The 20745-nt window shown below is 40.5% G+C and carries 19 protein-coding genes and 1 pseudogene; 6 read left to right on the top strand and 14 right to left on the bottom strand.

Annotation, left to right across the window (positions count from 1 at the left end):
- Positions 1-68 precede the first annotated feature (68 nt).
- Together ACUC6J_RS03275 and ACUC6J_RS03270 are read left to right on the top strand one after the other, a co-directional pair.
- The gene (locus ACUC6J_RS03275) at positions 69-950 is read left to right on the top strand and encodes a helix-turn-helix domain-containing protein (RefSeq protein ID WP_447249741.1); all 882 of its coding nucleotides are present in this window, start codon (positions 69-71) and stop codon (positions 948-950) included.
- An 84-nt stretch (positions 951-1034) separates the two neighbouring features.
- On the top strand, positions 1035-2009 hold the full coding sequence (locus tag ACUC6J_RS03270; protein ID WP_016819568.1) for a bile acid:sodium symporter family protein: 975 nt from the start codon (positions 1035-1037) through the stop codon (positions 2007-2009).
- 69 nt (positions 2010-2078) lie between these two features.
- Here the strand turns inward: ACUC6J_RS03270 and ACUC6J_RS03265 are convergent, their stop codons facing one another.
- From ACUC6J_RS03265 to ACUC6J_RS03250, 4 genes are all read right to left on the bottom strand, one after another.
- Positions 2079-2507 carry a MarR family winged helix-turn-helix transcriptional regulator gene (locus ACUC6J_RS03265; protein ID WP_017427986.1) on the bottom strand — a complete coding sequence of 143 codons (429 nt, stop codon included), beginning with the start codon at positions 2505-2507 and terminating at the stop codon, positions 2079-2081.
- 131 nt (positions 2508-2638) lie between these two features.
- Entirely contained in the window at positions 2639-3373 is a 735-nt protein-coding gene (locus tag ACUC6J_RS03260; RefSeq protein ID WP_277510632.1) for an SDR family NAD(P)-dependent oxidoreductase, read from the bottom strand.
- A 385-nt stretch (positions 3374-3758) separates the two neighbouring features.
- Positions 3759-4268: a hypothetical protein gene (locus ACUC6J_RS03255; RefSeq protein ID WP_447249740.1), complete on the bottom strand. Its 510-nt coding sequence runs from the start codon at positions 4266-4268 to the stop codon at positions 3759-3761.
- Between the two features lie 651 nt (positions 4269-4919).
- A complete protein-coding gene (locus tag ACUC6J_RS03250) occupies positions 4920-5930 on the bottom strand; it encodes a quinone oxidoreductase family protein (RefSeq protein WP_447249739.1) in 1011 nt (336 codons plus the stop codon).
- 253 nt (positions 5931-6183) lie between these two features.
- On the opposite strand from ACUC6J_RS03250, the gene ACUC6J_RS03245 reads away from it, so the two are divergent.
- Positions 6184-6618 carry a MerR family transcriptional regulator gene (locus tag ACUC6J_RS03245; RefSeq protein ID WP_016819563.1) on the top strand — a complete coding sequence of 145 codons (435 nt, stop codon included), beginning with the start codon at positions 6184-6186 and terminating at the stop codon, positions 6616-6618.
- Between the two features lie 39 nt (positions 6619-6657).
- Here the strand turns inward: ACUC6J_RS03245 and ACUC6J_RS03240 are convergent.
- The 7 genes and pseudogenes from ACUC6J_RS03240 to ACUC6J_RS03210 all read right to left on the bottom strand — a co-directional run bounded on the left by ACUC6J_RS03240 (position 6658) and on the right by ACUC6J_RS03210 (position 13870).
- Positions 6658-7186 (bottom strand): annotated as a pseudogene (locus tag ACUC6J_RS03240) (aldo/keto reductase).
- An 88-nt stretch (positions 7187-7274) separates the two neighbouring features.
- Entirely contained in the window at positions 7275-8255 is a 981-nt protein-coding gene (locus tag ACUC6J_RS03235) for an aldo/keto reductase (RefSeq protein ID WP_039276725.1), read from the bottom strand.
- 409 nt (positions 8256-8664) lie between these two features.
- Complete coding sequence (locus ACUC6J_RS03230; RefSeq protein WP_039276723.1) at positions 8665-9921, bottom strand: nucleoside permease; 1257 nt, start codon at positions 9919-9921, stop codon at positions 8665-8667.
- A 328-nt stretch (positions 9922-10249) separates the two neighbouring features.
- On the bottom strand, positions 10250-11440 hold the full coding sequence (gene deoB / locus ACUC6J_RS03225) for a phosphopentomutase (protein WP_045245034.1): 1191 nt from the start codon (positions 11438-11440) through the stop codon (positions 10250-10252).
- A gap of 154 nt (positions 11441-11594) precedes the next feature.
- A complete protein-coding gene (locus tag ACUC6J_RS03220; RefSeq protein WP_090891003.1) occupies positions 11595-12056 on the bottom strand; it encodes a nucleoside deaminase in 462 nt (153 codons plus the stop codon).
- 46 nt (positions 12057-12102) lie between these two features.
- Complete coding sequence (locus ACUC6J_RS03215) at positions 12103-13014, bottom strand: EamA family transporter (protein WP_016819557.1); 912 nt, start codon at positions 13012-13014, stop codon at positions 12103-12105.
- 37 nt (positions 13015-13051) lie between these two features.
- Positions 13052-13870 carry a purine-nucleoside phosphorylase gene (locus ACUC6J_RS03210; RefSeq protein ID WP_090891004.1) on the bottom strand — a complete coding sequence of 273 codons (819 nt, stop codon included), beginning with the start codon at positions 13868-13870 and terminating at the stop codon, positions 13052-13054.
- A gap of 364 nt (positions 13871-14234) precedes the next feature.
- Here ACUC6J_RS03210 and ACUC6J_RS03205 point away from each other — a divergent pair, with 364 nt between their 5' ends.
- Positions 14235-15449, top strand: coding sequence for an ROK family protein (locus ACUC6J_RS03205; protein ID WP_016819555.1), 1215 nt, complete (start codon positions 14235-14237; stop codon positions 15447-15449).
- Positions 15450-15709: 260 nt separating this feature from the next.
- Here ACUC6J_RS03205 and ACUC6J_RS03200 read toward each other — a convergent pair whose 3' ends face one another.
- The 3 genes from ACUC6J_RS03200 to ACUC6J_RS03190 form a co-directional block, all read right to left on the bottom strand.
- Positions 15710-16528, bottom strand: a complete 819-nt coding sequence (locus ACUC6J_RS03200; protein WP_016819554.1) for an alpha/beta fold hydrolase — start codon at positions 16526-16528, stop codon at positions 15710-15712.
- Positions 16529-17349: 821 nt separating this feature from the next.
- Positions 17350-17556: a hypothetical protein gene (locus ACUC6J_RS03195; protein WP_180361598.1), complete on the bottom strand. Its 207-nt coding sequence runs from the start codon at positions 17554-17556 to the stop codon at positions 17350-17352.
- 163 nt (positions 17557-17719) lie between these two features.
- The gene (locus ACUC6J_RS03190) at positions 17720-18742 is read right to left on the bottom strand and encodes an MBL fold metallo-hydrolase (RefSeq protein ID WP_025363935.1); all 1023 of its coding nucleotides are present in this window, start codon (positions 18740-18742) and stop codon (positions 17720-17722) included.
- A 165-nt stretch (positions 18743-18907) separates the two neighbouring features.
- Between ACUC6J_RS03190 and ACUC6J_RS03185 the strand changes: the two genes are divergently transcribed.
- Together ACUC6J_RS03185 and ACUC6J_RS03180 are read left to right on the top strand one after the other, a co-directional pair.
- Positions 18908-19918 (top strand): fumarylacetoacetate hydrolase family protein, encoded by a 1011-nt coding sequence (locus ACUC6J_RS03185; RefSeq protein WP_025363934.1) that lies wholly within the window; start codon positions 18908-18910, stop codon positions 19916-19918.
- Between the two features lie 93 nt (positions 19919-20011).
- Positions 20012-20593, top strand: coding sequence for a TetR/AcrR family transcriptional regulator (locus ACUC6J_RS03180; RefSeq protein ID WP_016819551.1), 582 nt, complete (start codon positions 20012-20014; stop codon positions 20591-20593).
- The last annotated feature ends 152 nt before the right edge of the window (positions 20594-20745 follow it).

Here is a 20745-nt window from a genome sequence, read left to right as displayed (position 1 = left end):
ACTGTTTATGATGGACTATATACGTATTTCATCATTAGAGCCGCCTACGGCTGGGAGATAAATAGATTATGACTAAAAAAGCCGATGATTTTGAACGTAAAAAGGTATATGCCCTTCCTCCCTATATGCTGAAAAAATTAAAAATGAATCCGTTTACGAAAGATTTATATATTACGGATATAGGCCGCTTTAGCCATGCCCGTCATCATTTTCGTGAAAGAACAAATGGCTGCGACTCTCATATATTCATTTACTGTGCGAGCGGAAAAGGCTGGATACAAACCAAGGATAACCTAACCATTGTCCTGAAAGAGCGAAGATTTGCGTACATTCCTAGGGACATGCCGCATGCTTATGGGGCTGACGATGAAGATCCATGGACAATTTACTGGTTTCATCTTAAAGGGGATCAAATGGATGATTTTATGGATTTGTTTGAGCCGTTTAAAATGTATATTTCGCTGGCTGCCAGTGATGAAATCAAACTGCTGGAGCTATTTCATCAGTGTTACGACCTTTTACTGAACAAATCATACTCCATGATACATTTAGTTCAAGTATCGCAAACCATCCGCTATCTGCTGAGTTTTGTTGTATCCGTTGCAGCTCGCAAGGAAGACAGCACGTACCAGAGCCATGTCGATAAGGCCATACGTTATATGGGCGAACAATTGGAATCCACCGTTTCGCTTGATGAGCTTAGCCAGCATGTTCAGGTATCCAAGCAGCATTTAAACCTAATATTCAAGCAATCAACCGGGTATTCCCCTGTCGATTACTATTTAAGAATGAAAATTCAAAGAGCCAGTCAGCTTTTGGATTTAACGAATGCTTCTATTAAAGAAATTAGCATACAACTCGGTTTTAGGGACCCTTATTACTTCTCCAGGCTATTCAAAAAAATAATGGGCTGCTCTCCTCTGGCGTACCGAAATAATTTAAAGGGCTGATCCATAGATGATCTTCCCCCTACACGGATCATTTACGGATCAAGGGGCAAGGTCTATACTTAAGTACAAAAAAGGAAGTTTTGTATGCTCCTAACGTTGAATCGTAGACTCAATTCAGCTATGCCGCTAATCACACCCATCAGCATTCTAATCGGCGTCCTGATCGGTACGCCGTTGTCCCAATATACCGAGCTTTCTCCCTGGCTATTTGCCTTCATGACCTTCGCGGGCAGCATCAGCATGGGGTTCAAGGATTTTATCCATGTAATCAAGCATCCGGGTCCGCTGATCGCCTGTCTGTTTATTCTTCACCTAGCCATGCCGCTGCTCGCCATGATGCTTGGGCATCTGGCTTTCAGTGACGATCCTTATACGATTACTGGACTGATTCTTGGTGCAGCTATCCCTACTGGCATTTCCAGCTTCGTCTGGGTTAATATCTACAAAGGCAATACAGCCCTTACATTGGCGATCATTCTAATCGATACAATTTTGGCCCCGTTCGCTGTGCCCGGCATTATGTCCCTGCTGATCGGAGCGAATGTCCAGCTCGACACCTGGGCAATGATGCAAAGCCTGTTCTGGATGATTGTCGTTCCTTCATTAATTGGCATGGTGCTGAACGAATGGACCAAAGGAAAGATTAAGCAGGTGTGGGGGCCTCGGCTGGGCCCGTTCTCCAAGCTAGCTATGGCTCTGGTCGTCATGATTAACGGATCTGTCATCGCACCTTACCTGGTTGACTTTAATCTCAAGCTTGTCGGAGTATGTCTCTCCATCATTATCCTTGCCTCCACTGGATATGCGATTGGTTACCTCATATCATGGCTGATGCGGTGGAATAATGCAGACCGAACGGCGCTGGTCTTCAACGGCGGCATGCGCAATATTAGCGCGGGGGCTGTGCTAGCCATCACCTACTTCCCGGCTCCCGTAGCACTGCCCGTTGTACTCGGAATGATTTTTCAGCAATCCACAGCATCTCTGGTCGGATTTCTGCTGAGCCGCCGCGACCGCGCCAACGCTAAGAATAAGCGCAGTACGCTCTCTGCTTCCTAAAGTCGGAGCGGTTACAATTATTAATAAAAAGAAGCCGCCAACATGGCGGCTTTTTTATGATTACCTGTATCAATCCTCACTCATGACCTTATTTAGTTTCTCATAAACAGACAACAAGGCCTCTCTTTCTTCTTCAGTTAGGTTTTCAAATAGTTCTCTTCTAAGCTGTCGTCCGTCTTCCTGCGCTTTATTTAGCATTCCGACACCAGCGTCAGTTATTTGCAGGTACACAATCCGCCGGTCCTCCTCATCCGCCACTCGTACAGCCAACTCCTTTTTTACAAGCTTTCCAGATAGATGGGTTAATGTCGGAGGAGTTAGCCCCAATAACCTGGCCAGATCAGAAGGGCGGCACTTTCCGTAATTATTTAAGTACGAAAGAATAAGGATATGTGATACCCCTAGATTCTCATTAAACATTTTATTCCACTTAATTAATAGGTTATTGGTAACCTGGTCCATAGCATGAATCAGCGTAAAAATATTTTGTTCTTTCATTAATACTCTTTAACCTGCTTTCTCAAATGAAGTAATAGCCCCCTATATTGTATAGGGGGCTTGTATAAAAGTCATTCTTTACTGAAAGAAGGTCAGGCATAATCCATTTCCCAGTAAAGTGAATTCTAATTTTATTGGGCAGAAAAACCGCCATCAATAACAAGCTCCGATCCCGTAATGTATGAAGACTCGTCAGAAGCCAAAAACAAAGCAGCGTTAGCTACATCATCAGGTCGACCAAGTCGCTGCAATGGAGTCGCTTGAATTAAGTGGGTAAGCATTTCTTTAGATGTGCTAAGGGCTTCAGTCATTGGTGTCTCAATAATGCCCGGAAAAAGCGTATTTACACGGACCCCAAACCGGCCGAACGTTGTTGCCGCAGCCTTCGACAAAGCACGTACAGCACCTTTTGAAGCGGAATAATGATTAAATCCCTGACCGATTTGAGCGGTGTAAGAAGAAATATTAATAATAGCGCCGCTCTTTTGGGCAGCCATATACGGGGCTACATGCTTAATACCTGCAAACGGTCCATACCCGTTAATCGACATTAATTTATGCCAGTCATTTAGGTCGATATCCTGATATCCTTTCTCAGAAGTTATTCCTGCATTGTTAACCAAAATGTCAATTTTACCGAATTTATTGTTCACTTCTGCGGAAAGAGCCTTCCAATCCTCGTCAGAAGAAACATCCAGTTTCATTCCGTACACATTCGTTTTATTACTAGCCCGTTCAAGAGCTTGAACATTGATGTCTGCAGCAATAACTACAGCTCCCTCCTCACTGAAGAGGTCGACCATCCGTTCTCCTATCCCTGATCCTCCGCCTGTGATTATAGCAATTTTACCTGCCAGTCTATTCATGTTGATATCTCCTTTTATCATTATCAATTTACTCAAAATTTATATATTTAGACATTTTATTTAGATATCTAAATATTAGATATCTAAATTATATTCCTTTTATACTCAACATACAACTGCTGCTTTATCCCAGCCATATGGTTAGTTGCTATGTAGAAAGGAGTAATATTATCGCTCTCGAATAATAAAAAGCACCGGAGATTTCTCCGGTGCTCAGAGTATCGAGAAACTTTCTCGACAGCTTTTTTTATGTGTTTATATTCTTGTCTTCAGTGATCTTTTCAATTATATTATTTTGATTTTAAAACACTGTCCAATATTAGGAATCTAAAATATTATTTCTGAGTAGAGCGAAGCTTAGGCTTATATACTTAATTTTTTCCGATTAGAGGTTTGTTTTTTTCCAGTCAGTCTCACATTTTTTTTCGTATGTTATAAAACCTTCAGTCGAAAACCTTTTCTCAAGCGCCCTACTAGCCTCATATTTACTACAATCCTTTTCCACATAAATTTCATCTTGTGAAAATAATATAAATATAGAACTAGATACATCGTTATTCGCCAAATAGAAACCCAATAATTCGTTGTATTGAGTACTAAAAAACAAACCTATATATTCTACTCTGAGTTTAATATTTTCTTTAGATTCAATCAATCCTTCATAACTTGCAAATAAATTAAAATCATCCAAATCGTAAATTCTATTCACTGAGATTAACGGATTCATGCCTCTTATATATAAGCCTATAACATTACCATCACCTTTCTCAAGGAAAAGGACATGGTCTAATCTCTCATTATCATCCTCATCATGTAAATAGATAATATTTGAGATTTCTTTTTGCTCGAAAAAATAATCAAACTTTTTTGTAAACGATATTATATAGTTATTCATAGTCGTCCTCACTCTCTAGTCAAATCTAATTCTGATTTTAACTTACTTGATAAACGATCTCCTTTTTTATTTAAGAAAGTCAATATCTCGTTTGTTTGTCGATTAACTAAAACAACTGCATCCCCCTTAACAAAAGCGTCTACAGACTCGATTGTTTCCACTACTAGATTAGGAAAGTTACGTATTTCCCCCCACGTCGTTTCTACACTCTCATTGGCAGAGTTTTTTATTTATTGAACACAATTCCGCTTAGTCTCATCCAGGTCTTTCATAAAAGAAAAGGACTTTCCCTATACGGCCATACTCTTTTTTAGAGCAAAACATGTGCTTTGTTTAGGAGTCGTTGAGGACGCGGCTTATTATAGTACCAAAACCGCGTTTTTTTGAGGTAGCAGCTAAAACAGCACGGGATCGATTACAATGTTATCCTGATAGTCATGTTCAAATCATTAAGTCCACTGAAGCTTAAAATATTGTGGCTCAAGGAGCCGGTTGTATGGTGTTGGATTATTTCTTCTCCACGCCTGAGATGAGAACTTGAATCATCAAACAAAAAAGACGAGCCTATCGACTCATCTTTGGAAGTGACTGCTTATTTACGTACGACGTCATAGCCCTTATTCTTCAGCAATTGGTGACTCCATGCTCTCGTTAATCTTGTGGAATGGTCAAAACGATTTTCCCGAAATTTTCTCCCTTTTCCATTCTGAACAGTGCCTCGGTCACTTCCTCCAGCGGATAAATCTCGTCCAAAACAGGATCAATCTTGTGTTCTTCTATGAGTTTGACCATATCAGCAAAATCTTGCTGGCTTCCCATCGTTGAGCCTAACACCGAGATTTCTTTCACATACATATTGGGTAGAAGCAGATTCGGAATCGGACCTCTCGTCGCCCCAAAGCTGACGATTCGACTTCCGATTTTGCCAAGTGACAGCAGTTTATTGAACACCTCGCCGCCAATACTGTCGACGGATAGATCAATGCCGCCAGTTAGTTTCTCCAATTTCTCCACCCAATCATCTGCTGTGTAGTTGACACCTCCGGTTGCACCCAATGTTTTTGCTTTTTCGATCTTTTCTTCTTTGCTGGATGTCACGTAAACCTCAGCTCCGAGTGCGGCTGCAAACTGAACGAGATAGGTAGCTACACCTCCACCAACGCCGGGGATCAGAACGGTTTCGCCTTTCTTTACCTTGCCTTTCGTCACGAGAGCACGGTAGGCGGTCAAACCGGCGAGCGGGAGCGCTGCTGCTGCTTCCCAAGATAAATGGGACGGCTTTGAATAGACACTTTCCGCTGGTACCTTTACATATTGGGCATACGTTCCGTTAGTAGGAACGCCGAGAATTGTGAATTCAGCCCTTTTTTTGTTCATATCGTTGCCCCAGTTCAAACCTGGATTGATGATCACTTCATCACCAATTGAGACATCGTAAACCTCATCTCCAACCGCAACAATTTCCCCTGCGCCGTCAGAGCCGGGAATAGCAGGTACCTTAGTCCCCGGATATCGGCCTTGTATGACTAGCAAATCCCGGCGATTAAGAGCTGCTGCTTTTAATCGCACGACAACCTCTTTCGAACCAGGTACAGGCGTTTCTACATCTTCCAGCTTCAGTTGGTTGAGTCCGCCAAATTCTCTTAACATCATTGCTTTCATATAATTTTACTCATCCCTTTTACCCTCGGCTTTTGTCATTCGTTTTTAAATATCAAATCATCTTAGCCCCAAACAATTAAAATCATACAACCTTCGAGTAACACGAAGTCAACAATGTTAAAAAGTTTTGTTCTGTATTCGGAATTTACAATTATCGAAGCTTAAAGTATTATTTAAACCATCACCTTCGAGTAACACGAAGGAAATAATAATTTAAATAGCTTCATTCAACATGAAATTGGGGAGGGGTAGCATGTATACTGTGAAAGAAGTTGCAGAACTACTTGACTTAACTGTACACACCATTCGCTTCTATACAGATAAAGGATTAGTTCCAGGTTTACAGCGTGATAAAAACAATAACCGTATTTTTAATGACGATTCCATACACTGGCTTACAGGTGCAAAAAACTTAAAAAAGTGTGGTATGTCCGTCGAAGACATCAAAAAATATGTAGACCTATGTTTGGAAGGCGATGCAACCATTGAGGAACGTTATGAAATAATACGCAAGCAAAAAGAAGCGGTTCTAGCTCAATTAGAAGAAGTAAAATTTATGGCAGAATTTATTACCAACAAAGAAGAGCACTACCGTGACATTATAAATCAAGTGATCCCGGATGATACCAATCCTGCCTATTGGTCAAAAGAAACGCCGATCACATCCTGCCCATTGAAGACTTGTTAGGAGATTTCTGCGTCGACTTTTTGTAATAGAATGATAGCATCAAATCTCAAATCGGGTCGTGCCAAGCGCTTTTGCGATTTCCGGATCATTGTGTGAGAAGAAGCTGCTTTGTTTCATATCTAGTGCAGCAATTGTCTCCATATCCTCTATGCTTAAATCAAAGTCAAAGATATTGAAGTTTTCAATAATTCTTTCTTTATGGACGGACTTTGGAATTACGACGACTTCTCTTTGTGTTAACCAGCGTAAAATCACCTGAGCCACGGATTTTTGATACTTTTCAGCCAGTGACACCAACACTCCATTATGGAACATATTATTTCTGCCTTCTGCAAAAGGCCCCCAAGACTCAATCTGTACATTGTATTCCTTCATAAGTGTGGCACCTTTAGATAGCTCTGCCAACTGCTTCTTCGTTTTGATAAGCCGCAGCGGTATCGATTAGACGATAGCCTGCCATAAGAGCGTCATAAACGCTTTGTTCGCATTCATTCGCATCGTTAATCTGATATACCCCAAAACCAATGATAGGCATTTCAACACCATTGTTCAGTATTACTTTTTGCATATAAACCTCCCGGAAAGTAGTTTTTCATCATTTCTATCAGGTATTTAAATTTTGCTATGCCAAAACAGCAATTTTCAACCTATGTCAGTTAATTAAAACCAACAATAGAGTGCGGCACATACGGCTCTTCCAGGAATGCTACTTCTTCCGTTGTTAATTTCACAGTAAGTGCAGCTACAGCCTCTTTAAGATGAGATATTTTTGTAGCACCGATAATAGGAGCAGTTACCGGTGCTTTTTGCAACAACCAGGCAAGTGCAATTTGTACGCGGGGAACACCATGTTTTTCTGCAATGTTTGCAACCCTCTCCACAATCCATCGGTCGGCATTTGCTGTTGCATCATATTTTGATTTTTGAATATCATCGGTTTCAGATCGATAGGTTGTTTCCTCCGGATCACGGGTCAATCTTCCCGATGCAAGCGGGCTGTATGGAATTACACCGATTTTTTCTTCCCTGCACAATGGAAGCATTTCTCTCTCCTCTTCACGGTAAATGAGATTCAAGTGATTCTGCATGGATACAAACCGAGTCCATCCATTTTTCTCGGCAACATGCAATGCCTTCTGAAATTGCCAAGCATACATAGCGGATGCCCCAATGTATCTGGCCTTTCCTGCCTTCACTACATCGTGCAAGGCTTCCATCGTTTCCTCAATAGGCGTATTGTGATCCCAACGGTGAATTTGATACAGGTCTACATAATCAGTACCTAGCCGTTTCAGACTTTTATCGATCTCGCTCATGATGGCCTTGCGAGAAAGACCGGCGCCATTAGGTCCTTGATGCATACGTCCATGAACTTTCGTTGCGATTACAATTTCATCCCGGCTGGCATAATCCTTGAGCGCGCGTCCCAAAATTTCTTCGCTTGTTCCAAGAGAGTATACATTAGCCGTATCAAAAAAATTGATGCCAAGCTCAAGCGCTTTTTTAATAACCGGGCGACTACTCTCTTCATCAAGTACCCATTGATGAATCCAACGTTTCGCATCGCCAAACCCCATACAGCCGAGACAAAGCCGTGATACATCCAAACCGGTATTTCCAAGCTTCACAAATTCCATTGAATTGACCTCACTTTACAATAAAATGGTGTTTTAATGAGTGTAGTATGTTGTTTATAAGTAGTAGCCTACCATCTTCGTGTAACTCGAAGTCAATACATTTGAGTCAGTTTCTTTAAAATTTTTGTCAGCAGGACTTATATGTATACAATGGCTTGATGCAACCCAACGGCTTAATATGTTTGAACATACGGTGTGCTTTTATACAGATGGCGAGCCCCTCACTGTTCATAACAGATAAAGGCTCGCCATCTCACCAAGCTTTTCTTTTATTGTTGTATAAATATCTTGCCCTGATGTGAAGCCAATTTCACTTCATTCGATCTTTTGCTTCCTTTAAATATGAAATAAAGAGCTAAAATCATAAACAGCAATGCAGAAAAACATTAACCTTCTCTTATTCTTGATTTCAATGGCTTGTAGATACATCTTTCATAGCATTTGGATCATGTTTATATTTGAAGCTTACGGCAAAAACAATTGCAAGTACAAGTGTGTATGCCCCAAAAATCAACCAGATACTCTGCCAATCTTTCACACCATCCACTGTGAAATAATCTACAACCTTTCCACTTGCAATGGCGCCTACATATGCTCCGATTCCATCAACCATGGCTAAAAATAAGCCTTGCGCACTTGCGCGAATACGAGGATCGACTTCTTTCTCTACAAAAATGGCTCCAGAGACGTTAAAGAAATCAAATGCACAGCCGTACACAATCATGGATAACAGAAGGAAAGTGAATCCCACACCAGATGGGTTACCATATGCGAAAAATAAAAAACGTAATGTCCAAGCCACCATACTAATGAGCATAACCTTTTTAATTCCAAAGTTACGTAAAAAGAATGGGATGGCAAGGATAAAACACACCTCAGCAATCTGTGATACTGATAATAAAATAGATGGATACTGTACGACCAGGCTATCTTTAAATTCAGGATTCAGTCCAAAATCATGCAAAAACGGATTACCAAATGTATTGGTTATTTGCAAGGCAACACCTAGAAGTGTTGAGAAAAGAAAGAATATAACCATTCTTTTCTGTTTGAACAGTACAAACGCATCCAAGCCTAAAAGACTAATCCATGACTTTTCTCTCTTCTCGTTAGAGGTTGGGCAATCAGGCAGCGTAAGTGAGTATAGGGCTAGCAAGAGCGAGATACTCGCGGCTATATATAACTGAATGTTGCTTAACTCAAATCCGCTAAGACTAACTACCCACATGGCAATAATGAACCCGATTGTTCCAAAAACGCGAATTGGTGGGAAATCCTTTACTGTATCCAATCCCGCTTTCTCAAGCGCAACGTATGATATAACATTTGTCAAAGCACTTGTTGGCATGTAAACCAACGAATTGAAAAATATCACCCAAAACATAGTCATTGGATCTGAAATGTGTGCTGCTATAAATAAAGAAATCGCACCTAGAACATGGAATATTCCATATAATCTATTGGCTTTAATCCAACGATCCGCAATAATGCCTGCAAGACTAGGCATGATGATCGCGGCTAATCCTTTTGAGCTATAAACAATTCCAACTTGTGCGCCCGTAAAATGTAATGTATTGATCATATACGAGCCTAGCGTAACAAGCCATGATCCCCAAATGAAAAACTGAAAGAAATTCATTATTCTAAGCCGTGTTTTCATTGCCATTTTTCCTGTCCCCTTTTGAGCTTGAATATTCAAGTTGTTGTGTTACTACTCTTCCGTCGATTCTTCTATCGGACACACTTGGAAAGGCTTACATTTTGTTATTCATAGTGTAATAGGTAAAGTCATTAAAGTAAAGAACTAAATATATATTTTATAAAAAGTAATGAATTATTCATAATAAAATACTTATAATATACATATTCATTTTATTCTTTTTACATAAAATAATAAAAGTTTGTTTTTTTCCACACCAAATGACCCCTGTAGAAGCGGAAGTTATTTGGTTTAATTCGTTTAATCCAAGTGCTGGATTAGCACGCTACAACGTTTATCTTTTTATCATTAATTCATGCATAAAACTGGTACCGTGGTCTGGCAATTTGACCCTAAAGTTGTCAGCAACGGATGCTCCAATGTCTGCAAACGTTTTGCGAAGAGGCAGCTCTCGGCCTTCCGAAAACGCTTTGGAGTAGATGAGTAGCGGCACATATTCACGTGTATGATTGGTTCCGTGATGAACCGGGTCATTTCCATGGTCCGCAGTCAATATAAGCAAATCCTTCTCGGTAAGCTTTTCTAACAGTTCTGGCAACCGAGCATCAAATTCCTCCAGTGCATTGCCATACCCTTGCGGATCTCGGCGGTGACCAAAAAGGGCATCAAAGTCAACCAGGTTTAAAAAAGACAAGCCCGTAAAATCCTTTTGTGCAACTTGAATAAACTTGTCCATTCCATCCATGTTGGATACCGTTCGGATCGCCTCAGTAACGCCTTCCCCATCATAAATATCTGAAATTTTCCCTACAGCGATTACATCCAGATCAGCATCCTTTAATTCATTCATGACCGTCCGGGAAAAAGGTTTCAGTGCATAGTCATGCCGGTTAGCCGTTCGTTTAAACTGTCCCGGCTCTCCTACAAACGGCCTAGCTATGACTCGGCCAACCATATAATCATTGTTTTTAGTCATTTCACGCGCAATCTCACAAATACGATATAATTCATCCAATGGTACAATCTCTTCGTGAGCAGCAATTTGCAGAACGGAATCCGCTGATGTATACACAATCAAAGCCCCCGTTTTCATATGCTCCTCCCCAAGCTCATCTAATATTTCAGTGCCGCTGGCAGGTTTATTTCCGATGATTTTTCTCCCTGATTTTATTTCAAGTTCTTCAATCAAAGCGGCAGGGAAACCATTCGGGAACACTTGAAAGGGGACATCTATACGTAACCCCATGATCTCCCAATGCCCTGTCATCGTATCCTTCCCGTTAGAGGCTTCCTGCATTTTGGTCCAAAAAGCCGCTGGGTGATTAGCTTTCGGTATTCCTTGAATTTCTTTAATGTTGGACAATCCAAGTGCAGCCATGTTAGGCATATACAGTCCATTCATTTTTTCTGCGATATGCCCCAACGTATCAGCCCCCTCATCTCCAAAAGCCGCAGCATCCGGTGCTTCTCCAATACCGACTGAATCTAGGACAATTAAATGAATTCGTTGAAATCGTTTATTCATATATCAATCTCTCCTCTCAACACGCACCTTTGTTTTATCTGAAGCATTATTTTTTAGATTTCAAGCAGTAAAACGATACATAAAAGAGGACAGCTTCACTATCCAGTGAAGTTGCCCAATGAATTCATAGATTCTCATATTTTTAAAAAGTTATTTAATGAGAAAATTTGTATCCATCAAATACTTTTAAACCTTCTTCGTTGAGTACTTGTTCAACCAGTTCAGGTTTTTGAGGGCTTTTCTCAAACACTTCGTTGCAAGCAATCATGATGTTGCTCCCGGCGATTTCAGCTAACTGATCATGTGATACGCTGTATACTATTTTGCCCAGATTAGACCACACCATGGCGCCAGAACACATTACACAAGGTTCACAACTTGTATACAAAGTGTATTCGCTCAAATCAAATACATTGTTTTCAGAACAAAATTTCCGGATTAAACCGATTTCTGCATGATGCGTTGGATCACAAAACGTATTAATTTTATTTTCCCCAACCATTACGACTTCTTCCCCTTTGACCAAAATTGCACCAAAGGGCTCATTTCCTTCATTTCGGGATTGTAGAGCAACCTCAATTGCCTTTTTCATAAAGAGTTCATCTTTGTTCTTCATTCTATATGCCTCCCTAATCTATGATTATTATCCATCTAAGGACGTTTCAAATGGTTAAGATGTCCTTTTTACTTTTTTTCAGTAATTTTGGTAATGATATTCCAATTAAGATAAGAACGATCCCTACATATTGCGGAACACCAATGTGCTCATTCAGGACAAAGACAGACATTAATAAGGCTGTTGGAAGCTCCATTGCACCTAATATTGATGCTATTCCTGATCCCACTAACGGAACACCTTTAGAGAAAAGCAGTGTGGAGAGGAAGGGACCGACAAAAGCTAAAACAAACCCGTATTGTACAGCCAGTTGTAATAAAAGCTTTCCGTCTGTTAAAAACGTTGGAGGTAAAATGATCGAACAAACGATGAGGCCTCCGGTAGTCATGAAAGCTGTCTTCATCATCGGATTTGCTTGAACGGCGACCCTACCACTAACGATCATAAAAATAGAATAAGATAATGCTGCAAGCAGACCATACAAAAAGCCAAGCCAATGAACGGCTGAAATTCCAGTTGAATAAATATTAGTTGCGCTTATCGTTCCGATAAGTAAAGGAATGATGGATAGTAACTTTCCTTTTTCAGGAATTCTTCTATTGAAAATTGCCTCTAGCAACACACCGATCCATGTAAACTGAAAAAGGAGTACAATTGCCAAAGAAGCTGAAATATATTGAAGTGAAAGATAATAAAACATTCCTGTAAGCCCCGTTGTAGCCCCTACGGTAACTAATAATATTATTTCCCTTTTACCTGGCGTTACAAACTTCTTCTGTTTTGTACTCTTCGTGCCTTTAGTAACCAGCACTCCGCCCCATAATAATATCGATCCTAAGAGGAGCTGTATTCCAACAACATCATTCACGATATAACCATCTTTATAGGCTAATTTCACAAAAGTCGATAATAAACCATAACAAATTGCACCTAATATGACATATATATACCCTTTCATAACCTCGCCTTTTTCTTCATCGGATTTTATATAATTACTAAACCTTCTCTACAATTCCCTTAACTAAAGCAATGAAATTCTCTCTTACCAAGGCAGCTACCTCAATTACTTCGTCATGACTTAGAGGCTGATCTAGAATTCCACAAGCCATGTTGGTTAAACAGGAGATTCCAAGAACCTTCATATTCGCGTGAACAGCTACGATGGCTTCTGGTACGGTTGACATTCCAACAGCATCTGCGCCTAATGTACGAATCATGCGAATTTCAGCTGGGGTTTCATAAGCTGGACCACTCCACCAGGAATATACGCCTTCGCGTAAAGTTGTATTTTGTGCTTTTGCAACTTCCGTAGCAATTTGTCGCAATTCAGCATTGTACACTTGAGAAAGATCAGGAAAACGAGTACCCAGATCGTTATTATTCGGTCCAATCAATGGATTCGTACCTACCAAATTGAGGTGATCCGTAATCAACATTAACTCACCCGGTTTAAAGTCTTTATTAACGGCGCCACAAGCATTGGTGATGAGCAAGTTTTCTACACCCAGGGCCTTCATCAAACGCACCGGAAAAGTCACTTCATCCAAAGAAAAGCCTTCATAGTAATGAAAACGTCCTTTCATTGCGACTACAGTTTTCCCCTTTAATTCGCCAATGACCAATTCGTTGGCATGACCTACCGCTTCAGATTTTGCAAAGTGAGGAATTTCGCTGTAAGGTATTGTGAAAGGGTTTTCAATTTCGTCAGCCAGTGTCCCTAATCCGGACCCCAAAATCATTCCGATCGTCGGACGATATGATGTTTTACTCATGATAAAGTCTCTGGTTTCCAAAATATCTTGCATTTTATGCATATTTAATTCCTCCTAAAATAGTTTGCTGTAAGCTATCTGTATCAATCACTTCAAATTGCTGCTCCAACAGCTTTCATTGATTAGTGTAATAGCTTAACTACCTTTTGTAAATAACTATTTATCATTTATATAAAAAGACTAACTAAATGTTAAATAATTCGTCATTATCTCCAGTTCTTTTTATACTAATTATCAAAAGTTAATTCATGTTTTCTTCATTAGCTCAACGTGTATCTAAAACATCCAAAATTGTACAGATTTAATAATCAGAGTAGATATATCATCAAAAAAGCCCGATAATAATTGTAACTATATATTTATGTCTGAAAACAACATCTTGTATTAAAGATCAAGGGGAAGTTATATGTTAAATAAATTTGAAGAGTTATCATCACCCAAAGCGAAAAACTTAAAACTGTTATATAGCTTAGTTCGTAAATTAGGTCCTGTAACCATTAACACGTTAGCTGAGCACACTGGTTTTAAGCATGTAACATGTGGGCGTTTACTTGACGAACTTGTTGCAGAAGATCTTATCTATGATAGTGGGATTGGAAAATCAAGTGGTGGACGTAAACCTCTGGCCTATGTGATCAAACCGGATGCTTACAACTTGATTGGGGTTGAGATTACAAGCTTATACACAACTGTCTTGCTGCTTGATTTAAAGCTAAATATTATAGGCGTCAAAAAATTAAAGATGACCACCGAATGTACTGGAGAGTACACATTAAATTATGTAGCAAAGTGCGTTGAGGATTTACTGGCTGAACATAACGTTCCTAGGGAGAAATTGTTGGGCATCGGCATTGGGGTTCTCGATTCGTTTGATCCGGCAATGGGAGTCATTTCACATCCCCAACTTTTTCCTGCAGGTGGATGGGATATAAATATAATTGAATATTTAAAACATAAAACCAACACTCCTGTATTTCTGGAGAATGGGACCAACTTGGCTGCGCTAGCTGAATATCGTATGAACTTTTGGAAAGAAACAGATAATTTAGTCTTTGTATCCAGTGATATTGGAATTCGATGCGGTACTATTTTTCAAGGCAGATTGGTTAGCAGAAAAAGAGATATGGATGATACCTTTGGGCACATCATCATTGATATTCATGGTCGACGTTGTTCTTGTGGCTCATATGGGTGTCTCCAAGCATACAGTAGTTTGCCTGCTATTCGTGACGAAATGGTTAGGCTCATGAAGCGTGGCAAGCCTTCAATGCTTACGACCGAAGTTAACGATTTCGAAGAGATCAATTTACACCACATTTTATATGCTTTAGAGCAAAACGATGCGCTCTGTTTAGAAGTTGTTGAGGATGCAGCTTATTATTTTGGTGTGGGTCTCAGTAATCTGATTTTTCTGTTACGTCCTGAGATCGTGATTTTCGGAGGAACTTTAGTACCAAAACCGCGTTTTTTTGAGGTAGCAGCTAAAACAGCACAAGATCGACTAAAATTTTATCCTGATAGTCATGTTCAAATCATTAAGTCCACTGAAGCCTACAATATTGTGGCTCAAGGAGCTGGTTGTATGGTGTTGGATTATTTCACTGAAGAGGTACCTGTTTAGCATTTAGTCATCGATTCAAGTTCTTATCCACGCCTGAGATGAGAACTTGAATCATTCAAAACAAAAAAAGACGAGCCAAGCGACTCATCTTTTTGAAGTGACTATTTATTTACGTACGACGGCACAGCCTTTATTCTTCAGTAGATGTTCAGTTGAGATTCGAACGATTCCAGCTCCAAGATCGGTAGCTTACGCTTCAGAGCTTTCTGAATAAGTACAGATTAATTCCCTGCCCGTTAGTTCAATGGATTCATATACAACTAAAATCCAAACTCTGTTACTCTTTCAAGCCACTCACGAATAAGTGACTCAAATAATAGAGCCTGTTCAATTTGAAGATTATGGCCTGCTCGATCTAGAACGGCAAAGGTTGCTCTAGGATAATTGTCTAAAATTTTAAAAGCGTCTATGTAACCAACGACTGCATCTTGTCGTCCAAGAGTAAATACTGTTGGTTTATCGAATACTAATTCATCTATATTGGTGGAAAATCCATAGTTTCTTTGAATCTTGCTAAGAAAATCGTAGTCAGCGATCTTACAACCTGCAACGATCTCTTCTGAATACCTCTTCCAATTATATTCATCGAGAACGACTTGATTTGCGCTAAAATCACTTATTTGCTCTTCACTTAAGGTGCCCATAAACTCGCGATCACGATGAACAACAAAATGCTCGGGAAGTATTCTTCTTTTGTGTTCAGGAACAATTAATGGACAAATCAGTGCAGCTCCACCAATACGATCTTTATGTCTATTAATTATTCCTCTTGTAATATAACCACCGTATGATTCGCCTGCTATGAGATAATCTTGGTTTGGGACAAGAGTTTCAATAAAATTTATAACTGCTTCTAGCATATCATTTGAATTACATATTTGATCGTAATCCATTGTTTGTCCCATTCCAGGCAAATCAAGATAGATACGACGCCAACCGGGGATATCTTCAAATATCGGTTCCATACACCCACTCATTAACCGATGGTCTGGTGTAAAACCATGGATCATTATAATCGGTTTGCCTGTACCAATTTCCTCGTAATATATATTGGCATTCTTGACTTTACAATATGGCATACAGACTCCTCCAATTGATATATTTATAATGTGCTTATACTAAAGAAAAATCTACATTGCTTTATCTAGCACACCAGATCTCCGTTTCGTTTTGATTATATACTCATACATAATATATGTAAAGAACACTTGTTCGCCATAATTGTTTCTGGGGTTAAACTAAATTGCTGTTTTATTATTCATCACCATATAAAGTAGGAAGACCTTGATTCATCAGTGCTTCTGACGAATCAAGGTCCCTACTTTGTCTCAACTATAATGGTTACTCACAATGTGCGGTGTCATAATTAGTGAGAAAATTATCGCTATCCAACTCATGTAAGCCATAAAAATCATAATTAATGAGAATATCCTCATTACTGTAATGCATAAGTATACATCCACCTTGTATAGGTTTCATATTATCTTTATTAGCTCAAAGACATCAAAAAAAGCTTGCCAGCGACAAGCTTTTTCAATGTTTAATTTCAACTTAAAATAGCGACTTTCAGCGGGACAATGTTATCGTGGTTTTAGAATTGCTTTCTTGTAAAAAATATGAATTTAGAAGAATCACTTCGGGCGGGGCTTTGCCATGACAGAGCTGCGCGAACCCAACATATAGAACATTCAAAGCAGATACAACGCCATTCCAGCCGCGACGTTGCTGCTGTTTATTTACATTTAACATTGTTACATCACTTCTACTTGGCAATTTATACATCGTTATTTTCTAAAAAATGTTACAAACGCCCTAGCTGCAATAGATGATGCTGTATTGCATTTTAACTAGTAAAAACCACTCTGTAGCATTAAATGCATCGAAACCGGGATGAAGGATTTTATTCAAATCCGGGTGCCTGACGCAAGGTGATTTCAGTACGTTTCATCCGTTCCACTACACCACGAAGTCCTTCTATAAACTGCTCCTTAACTCTTCGGCTGCTGCGGTGTGTACTGCGGCGAATCCGGGACCCGTATCCGAATGGGTGGAAAACTTCCAAGCTCAGACACTGCCTTGCCTTACCACTCTCTGTTTTTTCTCCCATGATTGAGCTGCGAAAGTTAAGTTAGTCATAAGTCCATCTCCATTTCTTTATAATCGGTTCTAAACGCCGATTTTAATTCCGTGGAACAATAAAAAAAACGGCCGCTGTTCGCATCGTTTGCGACAAGGCCGTTTTTTGTTTTTCGTACGCTAGCTTCAACTTGCTATTCTTGCCAAACACTCATAGGGTCCCATGGCTTGATCTGATCGCCATATTTTCCGGCCAAAAAAGCTTTCATGTCTTCCAGCTTAGCAGGCACCTCGTTCCAAATTGGAAGGGGTGGTAACCCTCGTTTGCTTTTCAATAGGATATCCACTGTAACATACAACCGTTCTGGCTGAATCCAATGAAGGAAGCGGGAAATATCAATTTGCTTGGTCAGGGACAAGGTATCAATTTCGTCATTGTAATGCTTGTTAAACTCGCTAATCAGGTTCAGGAGGTAGTCTCTTTGCTCCTTCACGAAGTCCAGGCCGCAGATGGCGCCATGTCCTGGAACAACGATTTCGGGTTTAATTTCATCAATAATGCGATCAAGCACTTTAACCCAATTGAGGGTTCCCTCTTCGCTGTATGCCGTACAACCGTTAAACACGACATCGCCGGCGAACAGCACCTTTTCTTTTGGCATCCACAGCAGCAAGTCACTGTCAGAGTGGGCCGGAGCTACGTTGTAAATCATAATTTCCATATCGCCAAGACGGATGTTGATATCGTCCTTTATCTCAATATTCGGGAGCACCCATTCTACGCCTTCCAGGTCGAATCCTTCAAATTCCGCTGCAAAAAACCGTTCGCCCGAAGTCGATTCCGGAGAATTCTTTCCTCTTCTGATGACGCTATCCATCCAGGCGATATTTTCGGTGAGACGCTCTCTGGACGCTTCCTTGTGCATAATAATGCAAGCATCTTCAAACACTTTGTTTCCCCAGGCATGGTCACTGTTATAGTGCGAATTCACCACATATGCGGGAGAGCCGCCGTTGCTTACTTCCTTAAAAGCCTCCCGCATTTCCCGCGCATGGAACAAATCGAAGAACGTGTCATACACCAGCCCTCCGCCCTTGTTGATGAACCCGGCATTGGCCCAACTGATGCCGCGATACGGCGAAATACCGGCAAAGACGCCATTTGCGACTTCAAAAAATTTAACGCGAGGTTTTTGGATAATACGTCCATACTTCATGGAAATTCTCCTTTGCGTATATGTTTTTGGGGTAAAGCACACTGATTATGTCTTTAATATAGAGAATCGAAAACATAAATGCAAGCAAGCACTTGCATGCATTTATGTTATGCAATATGATAGTAACAGAACAACATCAAACAACATGGATGGTGGCGCTGCAACATGAAGCTAGTAACCTTTCAAACCAAGACATCTCAGGAACCTTTATTTGGGCTTGTAATTAACGAGAAATTTGTCGTGTCTTTTGCCGCAATCATGAAAAAGCAGGGAACATTCGTTGACAGTCTTGAAAGTATGGACAGCTATCTTCATTATTTGCCGGCAAGTTATGATGCCGCTAAGGAATTGATGCAATATGCTGTCGAACTGTCGCATCAATTCAATGAAAATGAAGTCTGCCCGATTGCAGCGGTAAAATTGCTGCCGCCGGTTCCACATCCGGCTGCGCTTATCGATTTCGGGCTGACGCCAAGACATCTGAGAAATGCTGGCGTAAATCTGCTGCAAAGAGAATACACAGGACCGGAAAGAGAAGAACTTAAACGAAAAATTGCTGAAAAATTCCAGCGAGATCCGAATAAAGTAATTTTCAGTTATTACAAGTGTAACCATAACGCATTAATTGGCGATGGGGATACGATACATTGGCCTTCGTACTCTTCCTACCTGGATATCGAGCCGGAGCTGGCCTTTGTTACAGGGAAGGGGAACTGCATTGCAGGTTATGTTATTTTTAACGACAGTACTGTTCGCGATGTGCAGTGGCCTGATTTCCTGGCGCTGACTGGACCGACGCGCTGCAAAGATTTTGATCGCAGCAAAGGAATAGGACCATTTCTGGCTACGCCGGATGAAATCGGCAACCCGCTGGCACTGGATGTGGATGTACGGATCGGGGAGAGACTGCACTGGAAGGGAAGCACATCCGAGTATTCTGTACACCCTGCAAAAGTGATGGAGGAGATTCTCAAAGTTTTCACGCCGCTCCCGGGCACGATTATAGGAATGGGGACGATACCGGATTGCTGCGCAATCGAGACCGAACAATGGCTGTTGCCCTCTGACCGAATCCAGATTACATTTGATAAATTAGGCTCGCTCACGCAATTGGTGCCTGATCATGTCAAGATTACTGAACCAAGCCGCTGGGAAAAAAGAAGCGATTTGCCTTAAATAAACGTTTATGAAAATGATGAACCCCGACCCTGCTGCATATACAAAATCTTGTAGTAGAATAGGTTTAACATATGTAAAAGGAGAAATGCAATGCAAACTTCAGACAGAATCATTGAAGCCGCGACACGGCTCATCAAAAAGAAGGGCTATCGGGGAGTAAGCACCAAAGCCATTGCAACGGAAGCTAAGGTCAATGAATCTACGATTTTCCGGCAATTTGGAAGCAAGCAAGGCATATTGGAAGCCATCATTGAAAGACATTCGGATATCCCGCAATTTGAGAAGCTGTTAAAAGAGGATGCGACCGATAATCCGGAAGTAGATCTGCTGAATGTAAGTCAGCAGTACCGCTTGTTTTTCCATAGAAATGCGGACATCATTTTGATTGGCATCCGTGACAAAGGAATGCTTCCCGAATTGGACAGAGTGCTGGCCGATCCGCCGGTGAAGCTGCACTCCTTGCTGGTTGAATATTTTGAACGCCTGCAGAAGAAAAAAGTTATAGCCAGACAGGATGAGCGTCTTGCCGCCATGACTTTCCTCTCGATGTGCTACGGATTTCAGATGAGCGAGCTGATTCACCGGCAATATCAGTCCCAACTCGTCACCGAGGAAGAGTTCTACAAGCACAGTGTCTCATTGTTTGTTAAAGGAATCTTGTCTCAGTCATAAGCTTTATTGATTTATTTAATGATAAATCTAACTTCTCCTCTCAAAACATCACCAATTATTAATCATCACCATATAAAGTAGAAAAGCCTTGATCCATCGGTACTTCTGATGAATCAAGGCCCCCACTTTGTCTCAAACATATATTCAAAAAA

This window comes from Paenibacillus sp. JJ1683 (genome assembly GCF_053006485.1).
This window is presented reverse-complemented; position numbering and strand designations above follow the sequence as displayed.